Source organism: Pseudogemmobacter faecipullorum, assembly GCF_020539525.1.
Classification (GTDB): domain Bacteria; phylum Pseudomonadota; class Alphaproteobacteria; order Rhodobacterales; family Rhodobacteraceae; genus Pseudogemmobacter; species Pseudogemmobacter faecipullorum.
The window spans coordinates 92284-108630 of the sequence record NZ_JACDXX010000007.1 but is presented as its reverse complement, the minus strand read 5'-3'; the positions used below and the strand labels follow the sequence as shown (position 1 = coordinate 108630).

Annotated in this window: 13 protein-coding genes; 10 read left to right on the top strand and 3 right to left on the bottom strand. The window is 65.6% G+C overall.

Annotated features, from left to right (window positions below; genetic code table 11):
- Positions 1-202: 202 nt before the first annotated feature.
- Together H0485_RS09290 and H0485_RS09285 are read right to left on the bottom strand one after the other, a co-directional pair.
- Positions 203-1249, bottom strand: coding sequence for a glycosyltransferase family 2 protein (locus tag H0485_RS09290; protein ID WP_226935096.1), 1047 nt, complete (start codon positions 1247-1249; stop codon positions 203-205).
- Positions 1250-1321: 72 nt separating this feature from the next.
- The gene (locus tag H0485_RS09285; RefSeq protein WP_226935095.1) at positions 1322-1888 is read right to left on the bottom strand and encodes a cytochrome b; all 567 of its coding nucleotides are present in this window, start codon (positions 1886-1888) and stop codon (positions 1322-1324) included.
- Between the two features lie 240 nt (positions 1889-2128).
- Here H0485_RS09285 and H0485_RS09280 point away from each other — a divergent pair, with 240 nt between their 5' ends.
- The 3 genes from H0485_RS09280 to H0485_RS09270 are packed head-to-tail and all read left to right on the top strand — an operon-like array spanning position 2129 to position 7885.
- Positions 2129-3778, top strand: a complete 1650-nt coding sequence (locus H0485_RS09280) for a (2,3-dihydroxybenzoyl)adenylate synthase (RefSeq protein WP_226935094.1) — start codon at positions 2129-2131, stop codon at positions 3776-3778.
- Positions 3775-4011: a phosphopantetheine-binding protein gene (locus tag H0485_RS09275; RefSeq protein WP_226935093.1), complete on the top strand. Its 237-nt coding sequence runs from the start codon at positions 3775-3777 to the stop codon at positions 4009-4011. The genes H0485_RS09280 and H0485_RS09275 overlap by 4 nt, the downstream gene beginning before the upstream one ends.
- A 13-nt stretch (positions 4012-4024) precedes the next feature.
- Positions 4025-7885 carry a non-ribosomal peptide synthetase gene (locus H0485_RS09270; protein ID WP_226935092.1) on the top strand — a complete coding sequence of 1287 codons (3861 nt, stop codon included), beginning with the start codon at positions 4025-4027 and terminating at the stop codon, positions 7883-7885.
- Between the two features lie 18 nt (positions 7886-7903).
- Here H0485_RS09270 and H0485_RS09265 read toward each other — a convergent pair whose 3' ends face one another.
- On the bottom strand, positions 7904-8743 hold the full coding sequence (locus tag H0485_RS09265) for an alpha/beta hydrolase (protein ID WP_226935091.1): 840 nt from the start codon (positions 8741-8743) through the stop codon (positions 7904-7906).
- Between the two features lie 224 nt (positions 8744-8967).
- Between H0485_RS09265 and H0485_RS09260 the strand changes: the two genes are divergently transcribed.
- From H0485_RS09260 to H0485_RS09230, 7 genes are all read left to right on the top strand, one after another.
- Positions 8968-10431: a YncE family protein gene (locus H0485_RS09260; protein WP_226935090.1), complete on the top strand. Its 1464-nt coding sequence runs from the start codon at positions 8968-8970 to the stop codon at positions 10429-10431.
- 102 nt (positions 10432-10533) lie between these two features.
- Positions 10534-11619: an ABC transporter substrate-binding protein gene (locus tag H0485_RS09255; RefSeq protein ID WP_226935089.1), complete on the top strand. Its 1086-nt coding sequence runs from the start codon at positions 10534-10536 to the stop codon at positions 11617-11619.
- A 55-nt stretch (positions 11620-11674) separates the two neighbouring features.
- Positions 11675-12715: a FecCD family ABC transporter permease gene (locus H0485_RS09250; RefSeq protein WP_226935088.1), complete on the top strand. Its 1041-nt coding sequence runs from the start codon at positions 11675-11677 to the stop codon at positions 12713-12715.
- Entirely contained in the window at positions 12712-13515 is an 804-nt protein-coding gene (locus H0485_RS09245; protein ID WP_226935087.1) for an ABC transporter ATP-binding protein, read from the top strand. Before H0485_RS09250 ends, H0485_RS09245 begins: the two co-directional genes overlap by 4 nt.
- Before the next feature lie 31 nt (positions 13516-13546).
- Positions 13547-14092, top strand: coding sequence for a TRAP transporter small permease (locus H0485_RS09240; protein WP_226935086.1), 546 nt, complete (start codon positions 13547-13549; stop codon positions 14090-14092).
- Positions 14089-15354, top strand: a complete 1266-nt coding sequence (locus tag H0485_RS09235; RefSeq protein WP_226935085.1) for a TRAP transporter large permease — start codon at positions 14089-14091, stop codon at positions 15352-15354. The genes H0485_RS09240 and H0485_RS09235 overlap by 4 nt, the downstream gene beginning before the upstream one ends.
- Positions 15355-15356: 2 nt before the next feature.
- Complete coding sequence (locus H0485_RS09230) at positions 15357-16334, top strand: TRAP transporter substrate-binding protein (protein ID WP_226935084.1); 978 nt, start codon at positions 15357-15359, stop codon at positions 16332-16334.
- The last annotated feature ends 13 nt before the right edge of the window (positions 16335-16347 follow it).

The following is a 16347-nucleotide window of genomic DNA, read 5'->3' as shown; positions in this document are numbered from 1 at the left end:
GCTGCCTCAGGCCCGGATGTGATCCCCGGGTCCATTGAAAAAACTGTAACCAGAAAGCGGCTGCGAGGCCAGCATAAACACCGATCCGCGTGGCAGGGCCCGGTTCTGTGGCATTTCGCCTGTGTTTGAAGGCCGAAGCAACCGCCCGGACAGCCGCCGGGCCTGGGCCGTGCAAAGCCTGTGGCGCTTTTCCGCCTGCGGCTCAACCCTCGGGCTGCGACCGTTCAACCCGTTGAAACCGCTCATAGACTTCGCGGGTGAGTCGCGGCGGCAATGCCGCGCTCCCCGCCGCCTGCAGGCAGGAGCTCCAGAGCTGATAGCCCCCGGGGCTTTGCACCAGCCGCGCAAAGCTGGCGCGGTGCGAGGCCAGGGCTGCCTCATGCGCCTCAGCCACTCCGGGCAGCGCCTTTAGCCGGGCGATGCCCTCAGCCAGTGGCCCGGCCAGCACCAGCGCCGCCTCATTCAGCTGATTGTTGAAATTGCGCCCGACCCAATAGTGCAGATCAATCGGCTTGCTGGCGCGATTGGGCAGGCCGCGCGCCGATTTGACCACAAAGCTTTCCACCGAACGCAGCGAATAGTGATGCATCTCGGCGAGGCTGCGATGCCCCTCAAGCCCCAGCAGCGAAAGCCGTTTATCTTCGGCCAGCACCCCGGTCATCGCCCGCCCCGATCCGTCAGACCAGCGCGCAGGCCCCTGGCCCGGCCCCCGCAAAGGCCGGTGCACGCCGGGGCGGTGGAAGGCGGCCGGGCGGAACAGGCTTTTGAAAAACGTCGCCGCGACCGGATAGACCATATCGGGCGGGGCCGAGCGGGTGAACTGCCCGGTCACCGGCAGATCACGCAGGCCGCTCTGACCATTGGCGCCGAACAGCCGCCAGGCGAGCGCGACGGCCTCGGCCTCCGCCGGCAAGGCGGCGATCAGATCGCCGAGCCGGTGGCTGCCGCAATGGATCATCGGAAACTCATCGACATCCGAGATCAGCATCCAGTCAGCGCTCTGGCGCAAAGGATGCACCCAGGCGGCTTTGAGCGCCTGCCACTGGATGCTTTTTGTCCGGTCCGGGCGCTGTGGATGGTGATGCAGCAGACCATGCTGCATCAGCAGATCAAGCAGCCGGTCGGTGCCATCCTCGCAATCATTCGAGGCGATCCAGAAATCCGTCACCCCGATCAGCTGATGCCAGGCCAGCCATTCCAGCAGGAATGGCGCTTCATCTTTGACCGATGTGACAGCAAGAATGCGCATCTGTCATGCCTGCCCCGGATTGATCGCCGGGGCAAGCGCCTGAACAAAAAACCGGGGGACGCGCTCGCGCGCTCAGCGCAGGGCTTTGCGCCCGGCCATTTTCGCCAGCGTGCCGTCTTTCCACATTGCCTCATGCAGGCCCACCATCCCCACATGGCCAAGGATCAGCACGCCCATCACCCAGCCCAGCTCGCCATGGATGGCATTGGCAAAATTCACCATCCACTCAATCGGCGCCTCGCGGGTCGGAAACAGCGTAAAACCGAAAGGCGCAAAGCCACGGCCCGAGCCGAAAGCGCGCAGCAAAGCGGCCAGAGGCACGATCAGCATGGCAAGATAGAGCAGGCCATGTCCGGCTTTGGCAGCAATGCCGATAAGGCCCCCGCCATGCGCCGGGCGGTGAGCGGCATTCATCACCGCCCAGATGAGGCGGATCACGATCAGCACGAAAGCCAGCGTGCCGATCATGCTATGCGATCCGACCACCGCGCTGTCGCGCGGGCTCCAGCCGAAACCGAGTTTCAGGGCCATTGTCATATATTGCCAGAGCAGGAGCAGAGCGATGGACCAGTGCAGCGCGCGGGTGACGCGACCATAAACCTGCGGCGTATCGCGCAGCGGAAGGCTGGATCGGGGCATAGAATTACCTTGTCTTGCACCCCCCGGAACGGCGGGGCGGGATATGTCTGGTATTTTGTCTGAAATCGCGTCCCTGCCAACCTGAGAATGCAGGCTCTGGCAAAGTTGACTATTTCTCCAGGCAAAGATATCCCGACAGAAACAGGCGTCTGTTCCGGCGCTTTGCGATTTTCTGAAACTGCTCCAAGGTGCGTCATGGCCGCTCCACAGGCCCACAGCCCCAGCCCCCTTGCTCCGGAAATGACCGACCCGCTGCATTCTGCACCGCCGGCACAGATCTGGCCCTCAGACCTCGCCCTTCGCTACCGCGAGCGCGGCTACTGGCGTGGCGAGAGCTTTGGCGATCTGCTGCGCCGCCTCGCGGCGGAACATGGCACGCGCATCGCCGTGGTCGGCGGCACAACCCGGCTGAGCTATCAGGATCTGCTCGATCAGGCCGAAGCCGCCGCCTGCGGCTGGCTGGATCTGGGCCTGCAGCCCGGCGACCGGGTTTTGGTGCAGATCCCGAATATTGCCGAATTTTTTCCTGCGGTCTTTGGCCTGTTCCTTGCCGGCCTTGTGCCGGTCTATGCCCTGCCCGCGCATCGCCGCACCGAACTGGTGCATTTCGCCAGGCGCTCGGGAGCGAAAGCGCTGATCCAGGCCGACCGGCTCGACGCTTTCGACTATCGCCCGCTGGCGTGTGAGATCCGTGAAGCGGTGCCCGAGGTCCGGCATCTGGTGGTGATCGGCGAGGCCGGTGCCGGCCAGATCCCCTTCTCCGCCCTGACACGCTCGGCCACGCCTTTGCCGCAGGTCGATCCCTCGGCCGTGGCCTTCCTGCAAATCTCGGGCGGCACGACGGGGCTGTCGAAACTGATCCCGCGCACCCATGATGATTACCTTTATTCCTTCATCGAAAGTGCGAGGATCTCGGGCCTGACGCCCGGGAGCGTCTATCTCTGCGCCCTGCCCGTCGCGCATAATTTCCCAATGTCTTCGCCCGGGGTCTTTGGCACCCTGGCCGCTGGCGCCCGGGTTGTGCTCAGCCCGAACCCGGCGCCTGCCACCGCTTTCGCGCTGATCGAGGCGGAGAAGGTGACCATCACCGGCCTCGTGCCGCCCCTGGCGCTGCTGTGGATGCAGGCTGCCCCCACGACCACGCATGACCTCTCAAGCCTTGAGGTGCTGCAGGTTGGCGGGGCGAAATTCATTCCCGAAGCCGCCGCCCGGGTGCGCCCGACCCTGAACTGCACCCTGCAGCAGGTCTTTGGCATGGCCGAGGGCCTGGTGAATTACACCCGGCTTGATGATCCCGAAGAAATTATCATCAACACCCAGGGCCGCCCGATCAGCCCTGATGATGAGGTGCTGGTGCTTGATGACGAGGGCAATCCGGTGCCCGAGGGCGAGCCCGGCCATCTGCACACCCGTGGCCCCTATACGATCCGCGGCTATCACAATGAGCCTGCCGCCAATCAGCGCAGCTTCTCGGAAGGCGGCTATTACCGTTCGGGCGATATCGTGAAACGCCTGCCCGGCGGCTATCTGGTGGTCCAGGGCCGCGCCGGTGATCATATCAACCGCGCCGGCGAAAAGATCTCGGCCGAAGAGGTTGAGGATCATCTCCTCGCCCATGCGGCGGTGTTTGACGCCGCCGTGGTCTCGATCCCCGATGCTTTCCTCGGTGAGCGGATCTGCGCCTTTATCGTGCTGAAACAGGGCGCCGAGGCGCCGCGCGCCGCCGCGATCAAAGCCTTCATGCGCAGCCGCCAGGTTGCCGAATTCAAAGTCCCCGATCAGGTGGTTTTTGTGACGGAATTCGCCACCACCGCCGTCGGGAAAATCAGCCGCAACAAGCTGCGCGCCGATCTGCGCGCCAGCTTCCTGAAAGAAGACCAGAAGTCATGACCCTCACCCTTGAAGCGATGCGCGCTGATATTGCCCGGCTGACCGATCTGGAACCGCAGGAGATCGGCAATGACGATCACCTGCCCGATCTCGGTCTCGACAGCCTGCGGCTGATGCAGCTGGTCACCGCCTGGGAACAGGCCGGGCTGAAGATCGACTTCTCGGTCTTTGCTGAAAGCGCCACGCTTGGCGAATGGTGGGCCGAAATCTCGCGTCAGCAGGCTGCGCGCTGAGATGAGTGCCGGGATGCCCGGGCTGCGGCCCCTGACCGAGGCCCAGGAGGGGCTGTGGTATTTTCAGGCCCTGGATCCGCAAAACCCGATCCTGAACACCGGGCAATATCTGGCGCTGAGCGGGCCGGTGGATCTGGCCGCGCTGCGCGAGGCGGTGGCGCGGACCATTGCCGAGAGCGAGGCATTGCAGCTGCGCTTTCGCAATACTCCGGCCGGCCCCGGGCAATGGCTGACCGGGGACAGCCTGTCGCTGACCGAGGTCAATCTCAGCCATATGCAACCGGCTGAGGCCAGGGCCGAGGCGCTGGCGCAGATGCAGGCCGATACTGCCCGCCCGGCTGATCTGGCGCGCGAACCGCTCGCCGCCTTCACCCTCTACCGCCTCAGCCCCGAAAGCGCCCTGCTTTATGAGCGCATTCACCATCTGGCGATTGATGGCTATGGCATGGTGCTGATCTCGAACCGGATCGGCGAGCATTACGGCCATCTGACCGGAGAGGGAGCCGCGCCGCTGGCCTTTCCGCCGCTGTCGCGCGCCGATGATGAGGATCGGCTCTACCGCAGCTCGGAACGCCGCCTCAGCGATGCCGCCTGGTGGCGCGCCGCGATGGAGCGCCTGCCCGAGATCACCAGCCCCGGCACTCTCGCCGGAGAGCGCGCCGTCCCGGCCCATGCCTTTCACCGCGAAAGCCGCTGGCTGAGCCCGGATCTGACCGCCCGGCTCGAGGCATTTTCCGCCGGACACAGGCTTGGCTGGCCCGATGTGCTGACCGCGCTGAGCGGCGCCTATCTGGCGCGCTGGTCAGCCTCGGGCGAGACGGTGATCGGCATGCCTTTCATGGCGCGGATGGGGCGCAAAATCGCCCGCCTGCCCTGTATGGCAATGAACGTCCTGCCGCATCGCATCGCGCCTGAGGAGGACCGGCCCCTCGGCGACTGGCTGAAAGATGAGGTAAGCCGGATGCGCGAGGCGCGCAAACACGGGCTTTACCGCTCCGAGCAGCTACGGCGTGACCTTGGGCTGATCGGCGGCACCCGCCGCCTTTACGGCCCGCTGATCAATGTCCAGCCCTTTGACAAACCTCCGGTCTTTCCCGGGCTTGAGGTCGGGCTGCATATTCTCGGCGCGGGCGCGGTTGAGGATCTGACCTTCACCTTCCGCGGCGATCCCGCCTCGGGCATGCTGTTTGAAACCGACAGCAACCCCAATCTGTACTCAGCCGAAGAAACCGGTGCTCATGCCGCGCGGCTTGAGGCCTTCCTGAACGCAGTGCTGACCGCCGAAAGCCTCGCCCCGGTGCCGGTGGCCAGCCCGGCCGAGATTGCCGCGCATGAGGCCCGCGCTGCAGCCACTTTCAAAGCCCTGCCCGATGTCACGCTGGTCGATCTGATCACGGCGAAAATGGCCCAGCAGCCCGATGCTCCGGCGCTGAGCTATGGCGATGAAACCCTGAGCTATGCCGGGCTCGACGCCCGCACCGCCGCCCTCGCCGCTTTGCTGGCGGAAAAAGGCGCAGGGCCAGAGACGCTGGTCGCCGTGGCGCTCGAGCGTTCTCTTGACCTGCCCATCGCGCTGATCGCCACGATGCGGGCGGGGGCGGCCTATCTGCCGCTCGATCCCGATCACCCTTCTGACCGTCTGGCCCGGATCCTGAGCCTGGCAAAGCCGGTCATCGTGCTGACTTCGGCCGAAATCGCGGCGAAGCTGCCTGCCGAAGCGCCGGTGCTGCTGCCCGGGGCCTGGCCGCAAAAGCCCAGCGCGCCGCTGCCCGCGCCGCCCGCGCCCGGCAATATGGCCTATGTGATCTATACCTCCGGCTCAACCGGCGAGCCGAAAGGCGTGGTGGTCGAGCAGCGCGCCATCGTTAACCGGCTGCTCTGGATGCGCGATTTCTACGGCTTCAGCCCTGCCGACCGCATCCTGCAGAAAACCCCGGCCACTTTTGACGTCTCGGTCTGGGAGTTTTTCCTGCCCTTCCTCACTGGCTGCGAGCTGGTCATGGCGCCGCCCGGCGCGCATCGTGACCCTTCGGAACTGGCCCGGCTGATCCGGGATCACGCGATCACCACATTGCATTTCGTCCCCTCGATGCTCTCGGCCTTCCTCGCCGCGCCGGCCTCGGAGGGGCTGTCGATTGCCCGTACCTTCTGCTCGGGCGAAGAGCTGACCGCCGATCAGCGCCAGCGTTTCCATCGCCGCATCAGCGGCGGGCTGCATAATCTATACGGCCCGACCGAGGCGGCGGTCGATGTCAGCTACTGGCCCGCGACGCCCGAGGACCGCTCGAACCCGCTGCCGATCGGCTTCCCGGTCTGGAACACCCGGCTTGATCTCTATGATGAGCGGATGCGGCCACTGCCGCCCGGCCTGCCCGGCAATCTCTGGCTCGGCGGGGTGCAGCTGGCGCGCGGCTATCTTGGCCGCCCCGATCTGACCGCAGATCGTTTCATCGCCGATCCGCATCACCCCGGCGCCAGGCTCTATGCGACCGGCGATGTGGCAAAGCTGCGCCCTGACGGGGCGGTGGTCTATCTGGGCCGCTCGGACAATCAGGTGAAAATCCGCGGTCTGCGCATCGAGCTGGGCGAGATCGAGACCGCGATCATGGCCACAGGCCTCGTGCGCGAATGCGTGGTTCTGGCGCGGGAGGACCGGGCCGGGGAAAAGCGCCTCGTCGCCTATCTGGTGCCCGAGGCCTATTATCAGCCCGGGCTTTTGCAGCCCAATCTGGCGAAACGCCTGCCCTCTTACATGGTCCCCGCCGCCGAGATCGCGCTTGAGGCCCTGCCTGTCACCTCCAACGGCAAACTGGACCGCAAGGCCCTGCCCGCGCCCGAATTTTCGGCTTCGGGGCGCGAGGCCGCAACCGGGGCCGAGAAACTGCTGGCCCGGCTCTATGCCGAGATCCTGCATCTCGATGCCCCCGCCCCCTGCGAGGCGGATTTCTTCGCCCTTGGCGGCGACAGCCTGCAGGCGGTGCGCCTGGTCCAGCGTATTGAGGAGGAAACGGGACGCGATCCCGGCCTTGGCGCGATCTTTGAGAACCCGGTGCTTGACCTGCTGGCGGCACGGATCGAGGCCGATGCGGTCAGCGATGACGGGCTTGGCCCGATGATCCGGCTGGCGGGCCAGGAGGGCGATCCGCCGCTGTTCCTGATCCATCCGGCAGGCGGGCTCGGCTGGGGATACCGCAGCCTTGCGCGTGCCCTTGGCCCCGGCCGGGCGGTTCATGCGCTGCAGCATCCCGGGCTTGATCCGGCGCAGCCCCTGCCCAAGAATCTCGCTGCCCTCGCCCGCCTTTACGCCGGGCTGATCGCCGCGAAACAGCCCGGGGGCCGGATTGATCTGGCAGGCTGGTCGGTCGGCGGTATTCTCGCCCAGGAAATCGCGGTCGAGCTGACAGCCATGGGCCGCGACACCGGGCTGGTGGCGATGTTTGACAGCTATCCGACCGATGTCTGGCGCGATGAGCCGGAACCCGATCCGGTCGCGGCGCTGCGGGCTTTGCTGGCGATTGCCGGTTACGATCCCGAGGCGCATCGTGACCTTGACAGTCGTGATAAGGTGGTGGCCTTCCTGCGCGCAGGCGATACGGCATTGGGGGCTTTACCCGAGAAAGTGCTCGACGGCGTTGTGCGGCTGGTCACCGATACCAATCGCCTGGTGCGCAGCCATGAACACCGCCGTTACAGCGGGCTGATCACCCATTTCCGCGCCGCCCGCGACCATGCCGGACGCGGCCTGACCCCCGCGCTCTGGCAGGATTACGCGGCCCGGACCGAGGTCATCGACCTGCCCTTCCTGCATGCGCAGATGATCTCGCCCGAAGCAGTGGCCCTGATCGCCCCCGAACTGAAAAAGCGCCTCATCTGAGGCGCTTTTCTGGAAGGGTCAGGCCTCGGCCGCGAAAGCCAGCGCCAGGGGCAGGGATCCGGCTATGGTCTGGATATGGACGTGATCTTTGAGCACATGGATCCGGGCGCGGTAGCCCGGATGCTGCGCCAGCCCCTGGATGAAATCCATCGTCGCCGGGGCCGGACCATCGGGCGGCGGGCCATCCGAGCCTGAGCGCTTTTCCTTATCGCCCAGAGCCATCAGCATCGGCGGCGCCGGATCAAGCGGCCGCGCCGCAGCGGCGATGCGGCGGATCAGCGCTTCATCCCACCAGATCGAGGGGCTGATCACCGCATAGCGCGCGAATTCCCCCGGCCAGGTCAGCGCCGCATAAAGGGTGAACAGCCCGCCGAAACTATGGCCCCAGAGTATGCGCCGCGCCGGATCAACGCGCAGCCCCTCTTCTGCCGCAATACGCAAAGGCCCGGTCAGCCGGTCGAGAAACTGCAACGCCCCCCCGGCCATCCGGCCTTCATGGACGTGATCGGGGCGGATGCCATCACCCGGACCCTCGGGCGGGGTGAAATCAAGGGTGCGCCGCTCGCGCGAGAACTGCTTATCCGTGTCATAGCCCACGCCGACCAGCATCAGCCCCGGCACGGCTGCCAGCATCTCTGCGGTCAGAAAGTCAAAGGCGGCATTGCCATCGAGCAGATAGAGTACCGGCCAGCCATCCGCCGGGGCCTCGCCCTTTGGCACGGCCAGATACAGCCGGTGCCCCGGCCCGGTTTCCACCCGGCGCACAGAGATGTGATGACTTGCCGCGCCCTCGCTCAGCAGTTTCATCTCGGCGGTCCTGCGGGCATGTTCCGGCCCGACTTTGCCATGTTCTGCCATATCTGCCCCTGTCCTGCTCCGCTGGTTCTGCCGCTGGCCTGGCCGGTCCGGCATCGCTTCGTCGCAACTGGCCAGGACGAGGCCGGAGTAGCGGGGTCAGAATTAGTTGACAATCCCTCTCAGGAATATATTCCTCCAGCGCAACAGAGCCCGTCCAATATCCCGGACCAGCATGAAATGCGCAAAGGATCTGTCCGATGCCCTGCACCAGGAGATATAGTCTTATGTCGTTGCATTCACGCCGCCGCATCTCTCGCCTCGCATCGGTCAGCCTGCTCGTCCTCGGCCTGACCGCAGGGGTTGCGCGCGCCGAAAGCATCTTCACCCCCAGCAGTGACGGCTTCCAGGGCCAGGTCCGCGCCGGGGCCAGCGAGCGCGGCGCGGCGGTGATCGCCGGCAGCAAAATCGCCGTGACCGGTGAAAGGCTGATCCCGGGGCAGAAGATCACCCTGATGCGCGGCAATACGGTTCTGACCGAAGGTGGCCCGCTGACGGTGAATGACGAAGGCAAATTCCGCTTCGAGCTGACCCTCGACAAAGCGGCCCATACCGGCTTGCAGCCGATCCTCGTCATCACCGAAAACCCGGCAAGCGCCACCGTGGTTGATCTGAAAATTTCCCCCGATATTCCCTTCTCCGGCGCCGAGCAGTTTGAGATCACCAGCGCCCCGGTGACGCCCGGCCTCTATCAGCTGGCCTTTGGCTCTGATGCCGGTGCGCTGTTCGTCACCAGCTCTGTCGGTCGCCCGCCGGTCCGGGACTCGAGCCTGAACCGCATTGATCCCGCCACGCTGAAGGTCACGGCCTCGGTCACCCCGGCTGAAGCGCCGCCGCCGCCCGCCCGCGCCCCGGCACCCGGGGCTGCGGCCCCCGCTGCCAAAGCAGCGGAAGCTGACGACCGCCCGCCGGTCTTCGCGGTTTATGGCATCGGGGCGGATGAAGCCAATAAGACCCTCTGGGTCACCAATACCCGCCAGGACACCGTCGCGGTCTATAACCAGGACGACCTGTCGCTGATCAGACAGTTCGAGCCGGGCGCCGTGCCCCATGCTTTCGCGGTTCAGGTCGATGAGAGCCAGGGCCGCGCCTATATCAGCGAGGCGACCTATCCGCAGGTTGCGGTGTTTGACACTAAAACGCTCGAGCAGCTGGAGCCGATCAGGCTGAAATCTGACAAGCGCGGCGAGGAGTTCAGATCCCAGGGCATCTGGCTCGACGAAGCCTCATCGCAGCTTTTCGTGGTCAGCCTTGCCACTTCTGAGCTGGCCGTGGTCGATCTGAAATCCGGCGAAAGCCGCAATATCGCTTTGCCCGGCGCAATCGCCGCCGCCGGTGTCGCCTATGATCCGGTCGAGGATCTGCTGTTCGTCACCGCCCAGGATACCGATAACCTGCTGATCCTGAAAGCATCCGACGGGACCGTGCTCTCGGATGTCGATACCGGCGCAGGCGCGCTTTATGTGACCTTTGAGCCGGAAAGCCGCCAGATCTTTGTCGGCAACCGCGGCGCGGGCAGCATCACCGTGGTCAATACCAAAGGTGAGATCACCGCCAATCTGGAACTGGGCAGCTATCCGAACCAGCTGATCGCCGATGGTCAGGGCAATGTCTGGGCGGTGAACAAATCACGCGGCGAGGATGACGACAGCGGCGACCGCATCTGGAAAATCGCACCAAAAGCCCAGTGATCCTCGGCGCTTGAATATCTCAGGGGGCGGGGCAACCGCCCCCTTCTGCCATCCGGCCCCTGCTCTCCCCCTCTGCCGCCCCCCTGCTGAAAGTGCCATCTCATGCTCCGCCTGCTGCTTGCCGCCGCGCTCAGCGCCCTCGCCTCCCCCCTGATGGCCGAAATCCGGGTGAGCGATATTCTCGGCCGTGAGGTGGTGCTCGCGGCTCCGGCGCAGAAAATCGTGCTCGGCGAGGGCCGGCATATGGCGGTGCTGGGGCTGATGCATGACGACCCCGTGGCGCTGGTCACGGGCTGGCGGCTGGATAAGGCGCTCGATGAGCCGACCCTTGCCGCTTATCGCGCGAAATTCCCCGCGATTGATGCGATCCGCCCGGTCGGTTCGGGCAATCGCGATATTTCGGTCGAGACCATCATCTCGCTCGATCCCGATCTGGTGGTGCTCTCGCTGATGGATCAGGGTGATCCGGCGATGGAGACGGCGCGGGGCCAGCTGGAAAGCGCGGGTATTGCCGTGGCCTATGTCGATTTCTTCGCCCATCCCCAGGAGAACTCGATCCCCTCGCTGCGCATCCTCGGTGCCCTGACCGATGGCAGTGAAAGAGCCGAGGCATTCGCCGAATTCTATGAGAGCCGCTTGAACCGCATCCGCGACCGCCTCGCCGGGGCGGCGCCGGAAAAGCCATCGGTCTTTTTCCATGTCCATGCCGCCCCCGCCAATTGCTGCTCGACCGTGGGCGCAGGCGTGTTCAATGATTTCATCACCACCGCGGGCGGCGAGAATATCGGGGCGCGTGCCGTCGATGGCGTGCTCGGCACTGTCAGCCTTGAGTTTCTGATCGCCGAGGATCCAGATTTCTACATTGCCACCGGCGGCGCGCATATGGCGGCGCGGGGCGGCCTGGTGCTCGGCACCGCCGTCGGGGCCAGCGATGCTGAAGCCAGTTTCACCGCGCTGACCTCGGCCCCCGGCTTCTCGGCGCTGAGCGCGGTCAGCGAGGGCCGTGCCCGTGGCGTCTGGCATCTGTTCAATGACACCCCCTCGCATATCGCCCTGATCGAATATCTGGCCAAGACCTTCCACCCCGATCTCTTTGCCGATCTCGATCCCGCCGCCACCCTGGCCGAGATCGACAGCCGCTTCTCGCCGGTCTCGGTCCCCGGCACCTGGTGGATCCCCGCCCCCTGATTTGCTTCGCTTCGCGCGCCGCCCCCCTTGCCGCCAGCCCCAGCCCCGAGTTGCTATGACTGCCCCTTCTCTTCTTGAGCGCTACCATCAGCAGAACCGCCGCCGTACGGCGCTGGTGCTGGCGCTTGGCCTGCTGGCACTGATCGCGGTGCTGGCGGATCTGACCACCGGCCCGGCCGGTCTGCCTTTGTCGGAAACGCTGAAAGCCCTGACCGGCGGCGAGGTGTCGCGCGGCACATCGGTGATCATCTGGCAGGTGCGCCTGCCGGTGGCTTTGCTGGCGCTTCTGGTCGGCGCCGCTCTGGCTTTGGCCGGGGCCGAGATGCAGACCGTGCTGGAAAACCCCCTTGCCGAACCTTTTACCCTTGGCGTCTCGGCCGCAGCCGCGCTTGGCGCCGCCACCGCGATTGTCCTCGGTCTGACCCTGCCCTTCCTGCCCGCAGTCTGGAGCGTCTCGGCCAATGCCTTTCTCTTCGCCCTCGCGGCCCTTGGCCTTTTGCAGCTGATGGGGCGGATCCGGGGCGGCGGGCCAGAGGTGCTGATCCTGTTCGGTATTGCGCTGAATTTCACCGCCGCCGCTTTCCTGTCTTTGCTGCAGTTCATCGCCTCGGCCGATGCTTTGCAGCAACTGGTGTTCTGGACCATGGGCAATCTCTCCGCCGCCAGCTGGACCGGGGTGGTGCTGCTGGCCATCGCGCTGAGCCTGACCTTCCCCTTCGCGCTCCGCGCCGCCTGGGCGCTGACCGCTTTGCGTCTTGGCGAAGAACAGGCGCGCAGCTTTGGCGTTGATGTCACCGGCCTGCGCCGCTGGGCGCTGTTGCGTGTCAGCCTGCTGGCGGCGGGGGCGGTGTCGATGGTCGGCGTGATCGGCTTTGTCGGCCTTGCTGGCCCACATATCGCCCGGATGCTGGTCGGTGAGGATCACCGTTTCTTCCTGCCCGCGAGCCTTCTGACCGGGGCCGTGATCATGTCGCTGGCCTCGACCCTGTCGAAAATCGTGGTGCCGGGCGTCTTGCTGCCGGTTGGTCTGGTGACCTCGCTGATTGGCCTGCCGATCTTCTTCTCGCTGATCCTGAAGGGGAGAAAGCGCGGATGAGCGGCCTGAGCCTGAACCATCTGAATGTCGGCTATGGCAGACGCCCGGTCTTGCGCGATCTGTCGCTGCCGCTGATCCGGCCCGGCGAAGTCACGGTGCTGGCCGGACCCAATGCCGCCGGAAAATCGACGCTTTTGCGCGCCATCGCCCGGCTGGCCCCCGCCACCGGCGAGATCCGGCTCGACGGCGAGGATCTGCGCTCGCTCTCCGCCGCGGCCCGGGCAAAAAAGATCGGCTTTATGCCGCAGACCCTGCCCTCGGGCGCGGCGCTCTCAGTGCTGGAAACGGTGATCGCCGCCCTGCGCGCCGGACAGGCGGTCGAGGGCGGACGCCCCGGGCAGCGCGCCATGGAAGTGCTGACCCGGCTGGGCATTGAACAGCTGGCGCTGAGCGATCTGGATCAGCTTTCGGGTGGTCAGCGCCAGATGGTCAGCCTCGCCCAGGCCATTGTGCGCGACCCCCGCCTGCTTTTGCTTGATGAGCCGACCTCGGCGCTGGATCTGGCCCGCCAGGTGCGGCTGCTGGGCGAGTTGCGCCGCATTGCCGCTGAGGGGCGCGTCGTGCTTGCCGTGCTGCATGACCTCGCCCTTGCTGCCCGCTGGGCTGACCGGATCGCCATTCTGCATCAGGGCGGCCTCTATGCTTTCGGCCCGCCCGCCGAGGTGCTGACCCCGGTGATGCTGGCCGAGGTTTACGGCGTGCGGGCCCGGGTTGAGACCTGCTCGCAAGGCCATCTGATGGTGCAGATCGATAGCGAGATCGCCGCAGCCGTCTCCTCTGATCTGAATGCCCATGTGTGATCCTGCCCCTGCCCTGCCTCTGTCCGCCCCTTTGGGCAGAGGGCGTCTTGCCCGCCTCAGCCATGGCGTGATGCGGGCCGAGGCCGCCCTCGCCGCCAGCCTCACCGCGCTGATTTTCGCGCTGATGCTGGCCAGCGCGCTGATGCGCTTTCTGCAACAGCCGCTGATCCAGGCCGATGAGCTGGCGGTGCATCTGATGGTCTGCCTTGCCTTTCTGGGGGCCTCGCTGGCGGTGGCGCAGAAATCGCATATGACCATCGCGCTTTTGCCCGAGACCCTGCCGCCGCGCGCCGCGCTCTGGCTGCAGCTCGCGACCGATCTCGCGGTCCTGAGCTTCCTCCTCATCATGGCGCTGGTGATCTGGAACTGGCTCGACCTGCCGGGGCTGATCCGTGCCGGCTCGGCCAGCGCTTACGAGGCGGCAAGCTTTAACTTCCTTTACAGCGATCCGACCCAGACCCTTGGCCTGCGCAAGATCTGGTTCTGGCTGGTGATGCCGCTCACCACCCTGACCTCGGTGCTGCACATCCTCGCCCAGCTCGGGGCCGATATCGCGGCACTGCGGAGCCGGTCATGATCGCCGGGCTTTCCTTCACTTTCCTGCTGTTTCTCGGCGCGCCGATCGCTTTTGTGCTGGTCGCGGCCAGCCTGATCCTGATGGTCGAAGGCGGTAATGAGATCCTGATCCAGGGCCTGCCGCAGCAGTTCTTTGCCGGAATCGAGAGCTATGCTCTGCTCTCGCTGCCTTTGTTCATCCTGCTGGGCGAGATGATGGGCGCAGGCGGCATCGGGCGCAGACTGCTGACCCTGGCCGCGGCGCTGCTGATGCCTTTGCGCGCCGGGCTGGCGCATGTCAATCTGCTGGCCAATCTGATGATGGCCTCAATCCTCGGCTCGACCGTGGCGCAGCTGACGGTAATGTCGCGCCTCGCCGTGCCGGAGATGGAGCGGGCGGGCTATCCGCGCGATCTCTCGGCCGCGGTGACCGCCGCCGGAGGACTGCTCGCCCCGGCTCTGCCGCCCTCGATGAACCTGATCGTCTTTGCCACTGTCGCCCAGCTGCCGGTGGCCGATATCTTCCGCGCCGCCTTCCTGCCCGGTCTCGCCCTCGCTTTGGCCTTTGCCGCTGTCATCGCCTGGCTCGGGCGCCGCCATGCCCTGCCGGTTTCGGGCCGGATGAGCGGGCGCGAGCGTATCAGCGCGGTGATCGATGCCTTGCCCGCGCTTTTTGTGCCAGTGGTGGTGGTGGCCTCGATCCTCGGCGCAGTGGCAACCCCCACCGAATCCGCCGCAATTGCCGCCCTGGTCACGCTTCTGGTAGGGCGCTTTGTCTATGGTGAACTGCAGCTGCGCGATCTGCCGCAGATTTTTATCCGCGCCGCCATCACCTCGGGGGCGGTGCTCTATCTGGTCGCCTGCGCGCAGCTGATCGGCTGGGTGATGACTTTCTCGAACCTGCCCGCCGCCGCCGCCAGCCTGATCCAGGATCTGGCCGGATCGCCGCTGATGTTCCTGATCCTGTTCAATATTCTGCTTCTGGCGCTGGGGACGATCCTGGAGCCGGTGCCCGGCATCATCCTGACCGCGCCGGTGCTGCTGCCGGTGGCGACCGGGGTCTACGGCATCGACCCGCTGGCCTTTGGCGTGATCCTTTGCCTCAATATGGCGCTTGGTCTGCTGACGCCCCCCGTGGGTGCCGGGCTTTACACCGCCTCGCTGATGACCGGGGTCTCTTCGACCCGGCTGTCGCGGCTGCTGATCCCCTTCTTTGCCGCCATGCTGGCCGTTCTGGCCGGGCTGACGGTGATCACCGCATCCCAGTCCACTGCCGGAGGCTGACCATGTTCACCCTGCCCCGCCGCCTGCTGACGGCAACCCTTATCACCCTTGCCCTTGCCGTCCCCGCGCTGGCCGAGACCCTGCGCATCGGGCTGATCACGCCGCCGCCGCATCAGTGGAGCCGCTCGGCCCGGGATCTGGCTGAAAAGCTGAGCGCCGGGAGTGGCGGGCGGATCACGCTGAATGTCTTTCCGGCCGGCCAGCTGGGATCTGAGGCGCAGATGCTGCAACAGCTGCAGTCCGGCGCGCTGGATCTGGCCTTTCTGACCGTGGGCGAGCTGACCAACCGCGATGCCGATTACGGCATTCTGACCGCGCCCTATCTGGTGCCCTCGGCTGAAGCGGCGGCAAAACTGCTGGAGGGGCCTACCGCCATGGCGCTGCAGGAAAAACTCGGCACGCTTGGGCTGAAGGGTCTCGGCCTTGGCATGGCGGGAATGCGGCTGGTCAATCTGCGCGCGGCGCTGAATGCGGATGGCACTTTATCGGGGCGCAAGATCCGCACCGTGCCGCTGGCCCAGGAGCTGGATTTCTGGACCCGCGCCGGTACCGCGCCGACACCGATGCCGCTGACCGAGCTGTTTGACGCTTATGCCAATGGCCAGATTGACGGTATGCAGCTCGATTTTGAGGGCACGTTCAACAATCGTTTCTACGATTATTCCGAGGTCGTGCTCGATACCGGCCATATGATTTTCCCGATGTTCGCCGTCGCTTCGGCCCGCAAATGGCAAAGCTACAGCCCCGGGGATCAGGCGCTGATCGCCCGGCTGGTCGGCGAGGAAGTGGCTGAAATCCGCGCTGCCTACCCGGGAATTGACGCCGATTACCGCGCGAAACTGATTGAGGCCGGGGCCAATGTGGTCAAAGCCGGACCCGAGGTCTTTGGCCCGGCGGTCGGGGACTGGTATGAGCACTGGCGCGAGGCAACGCCGCTTCTGACCGATCTGGAAGCCGAGGCAAAAGCCCTGTCTGAATAAGCCCTGTCTGAAT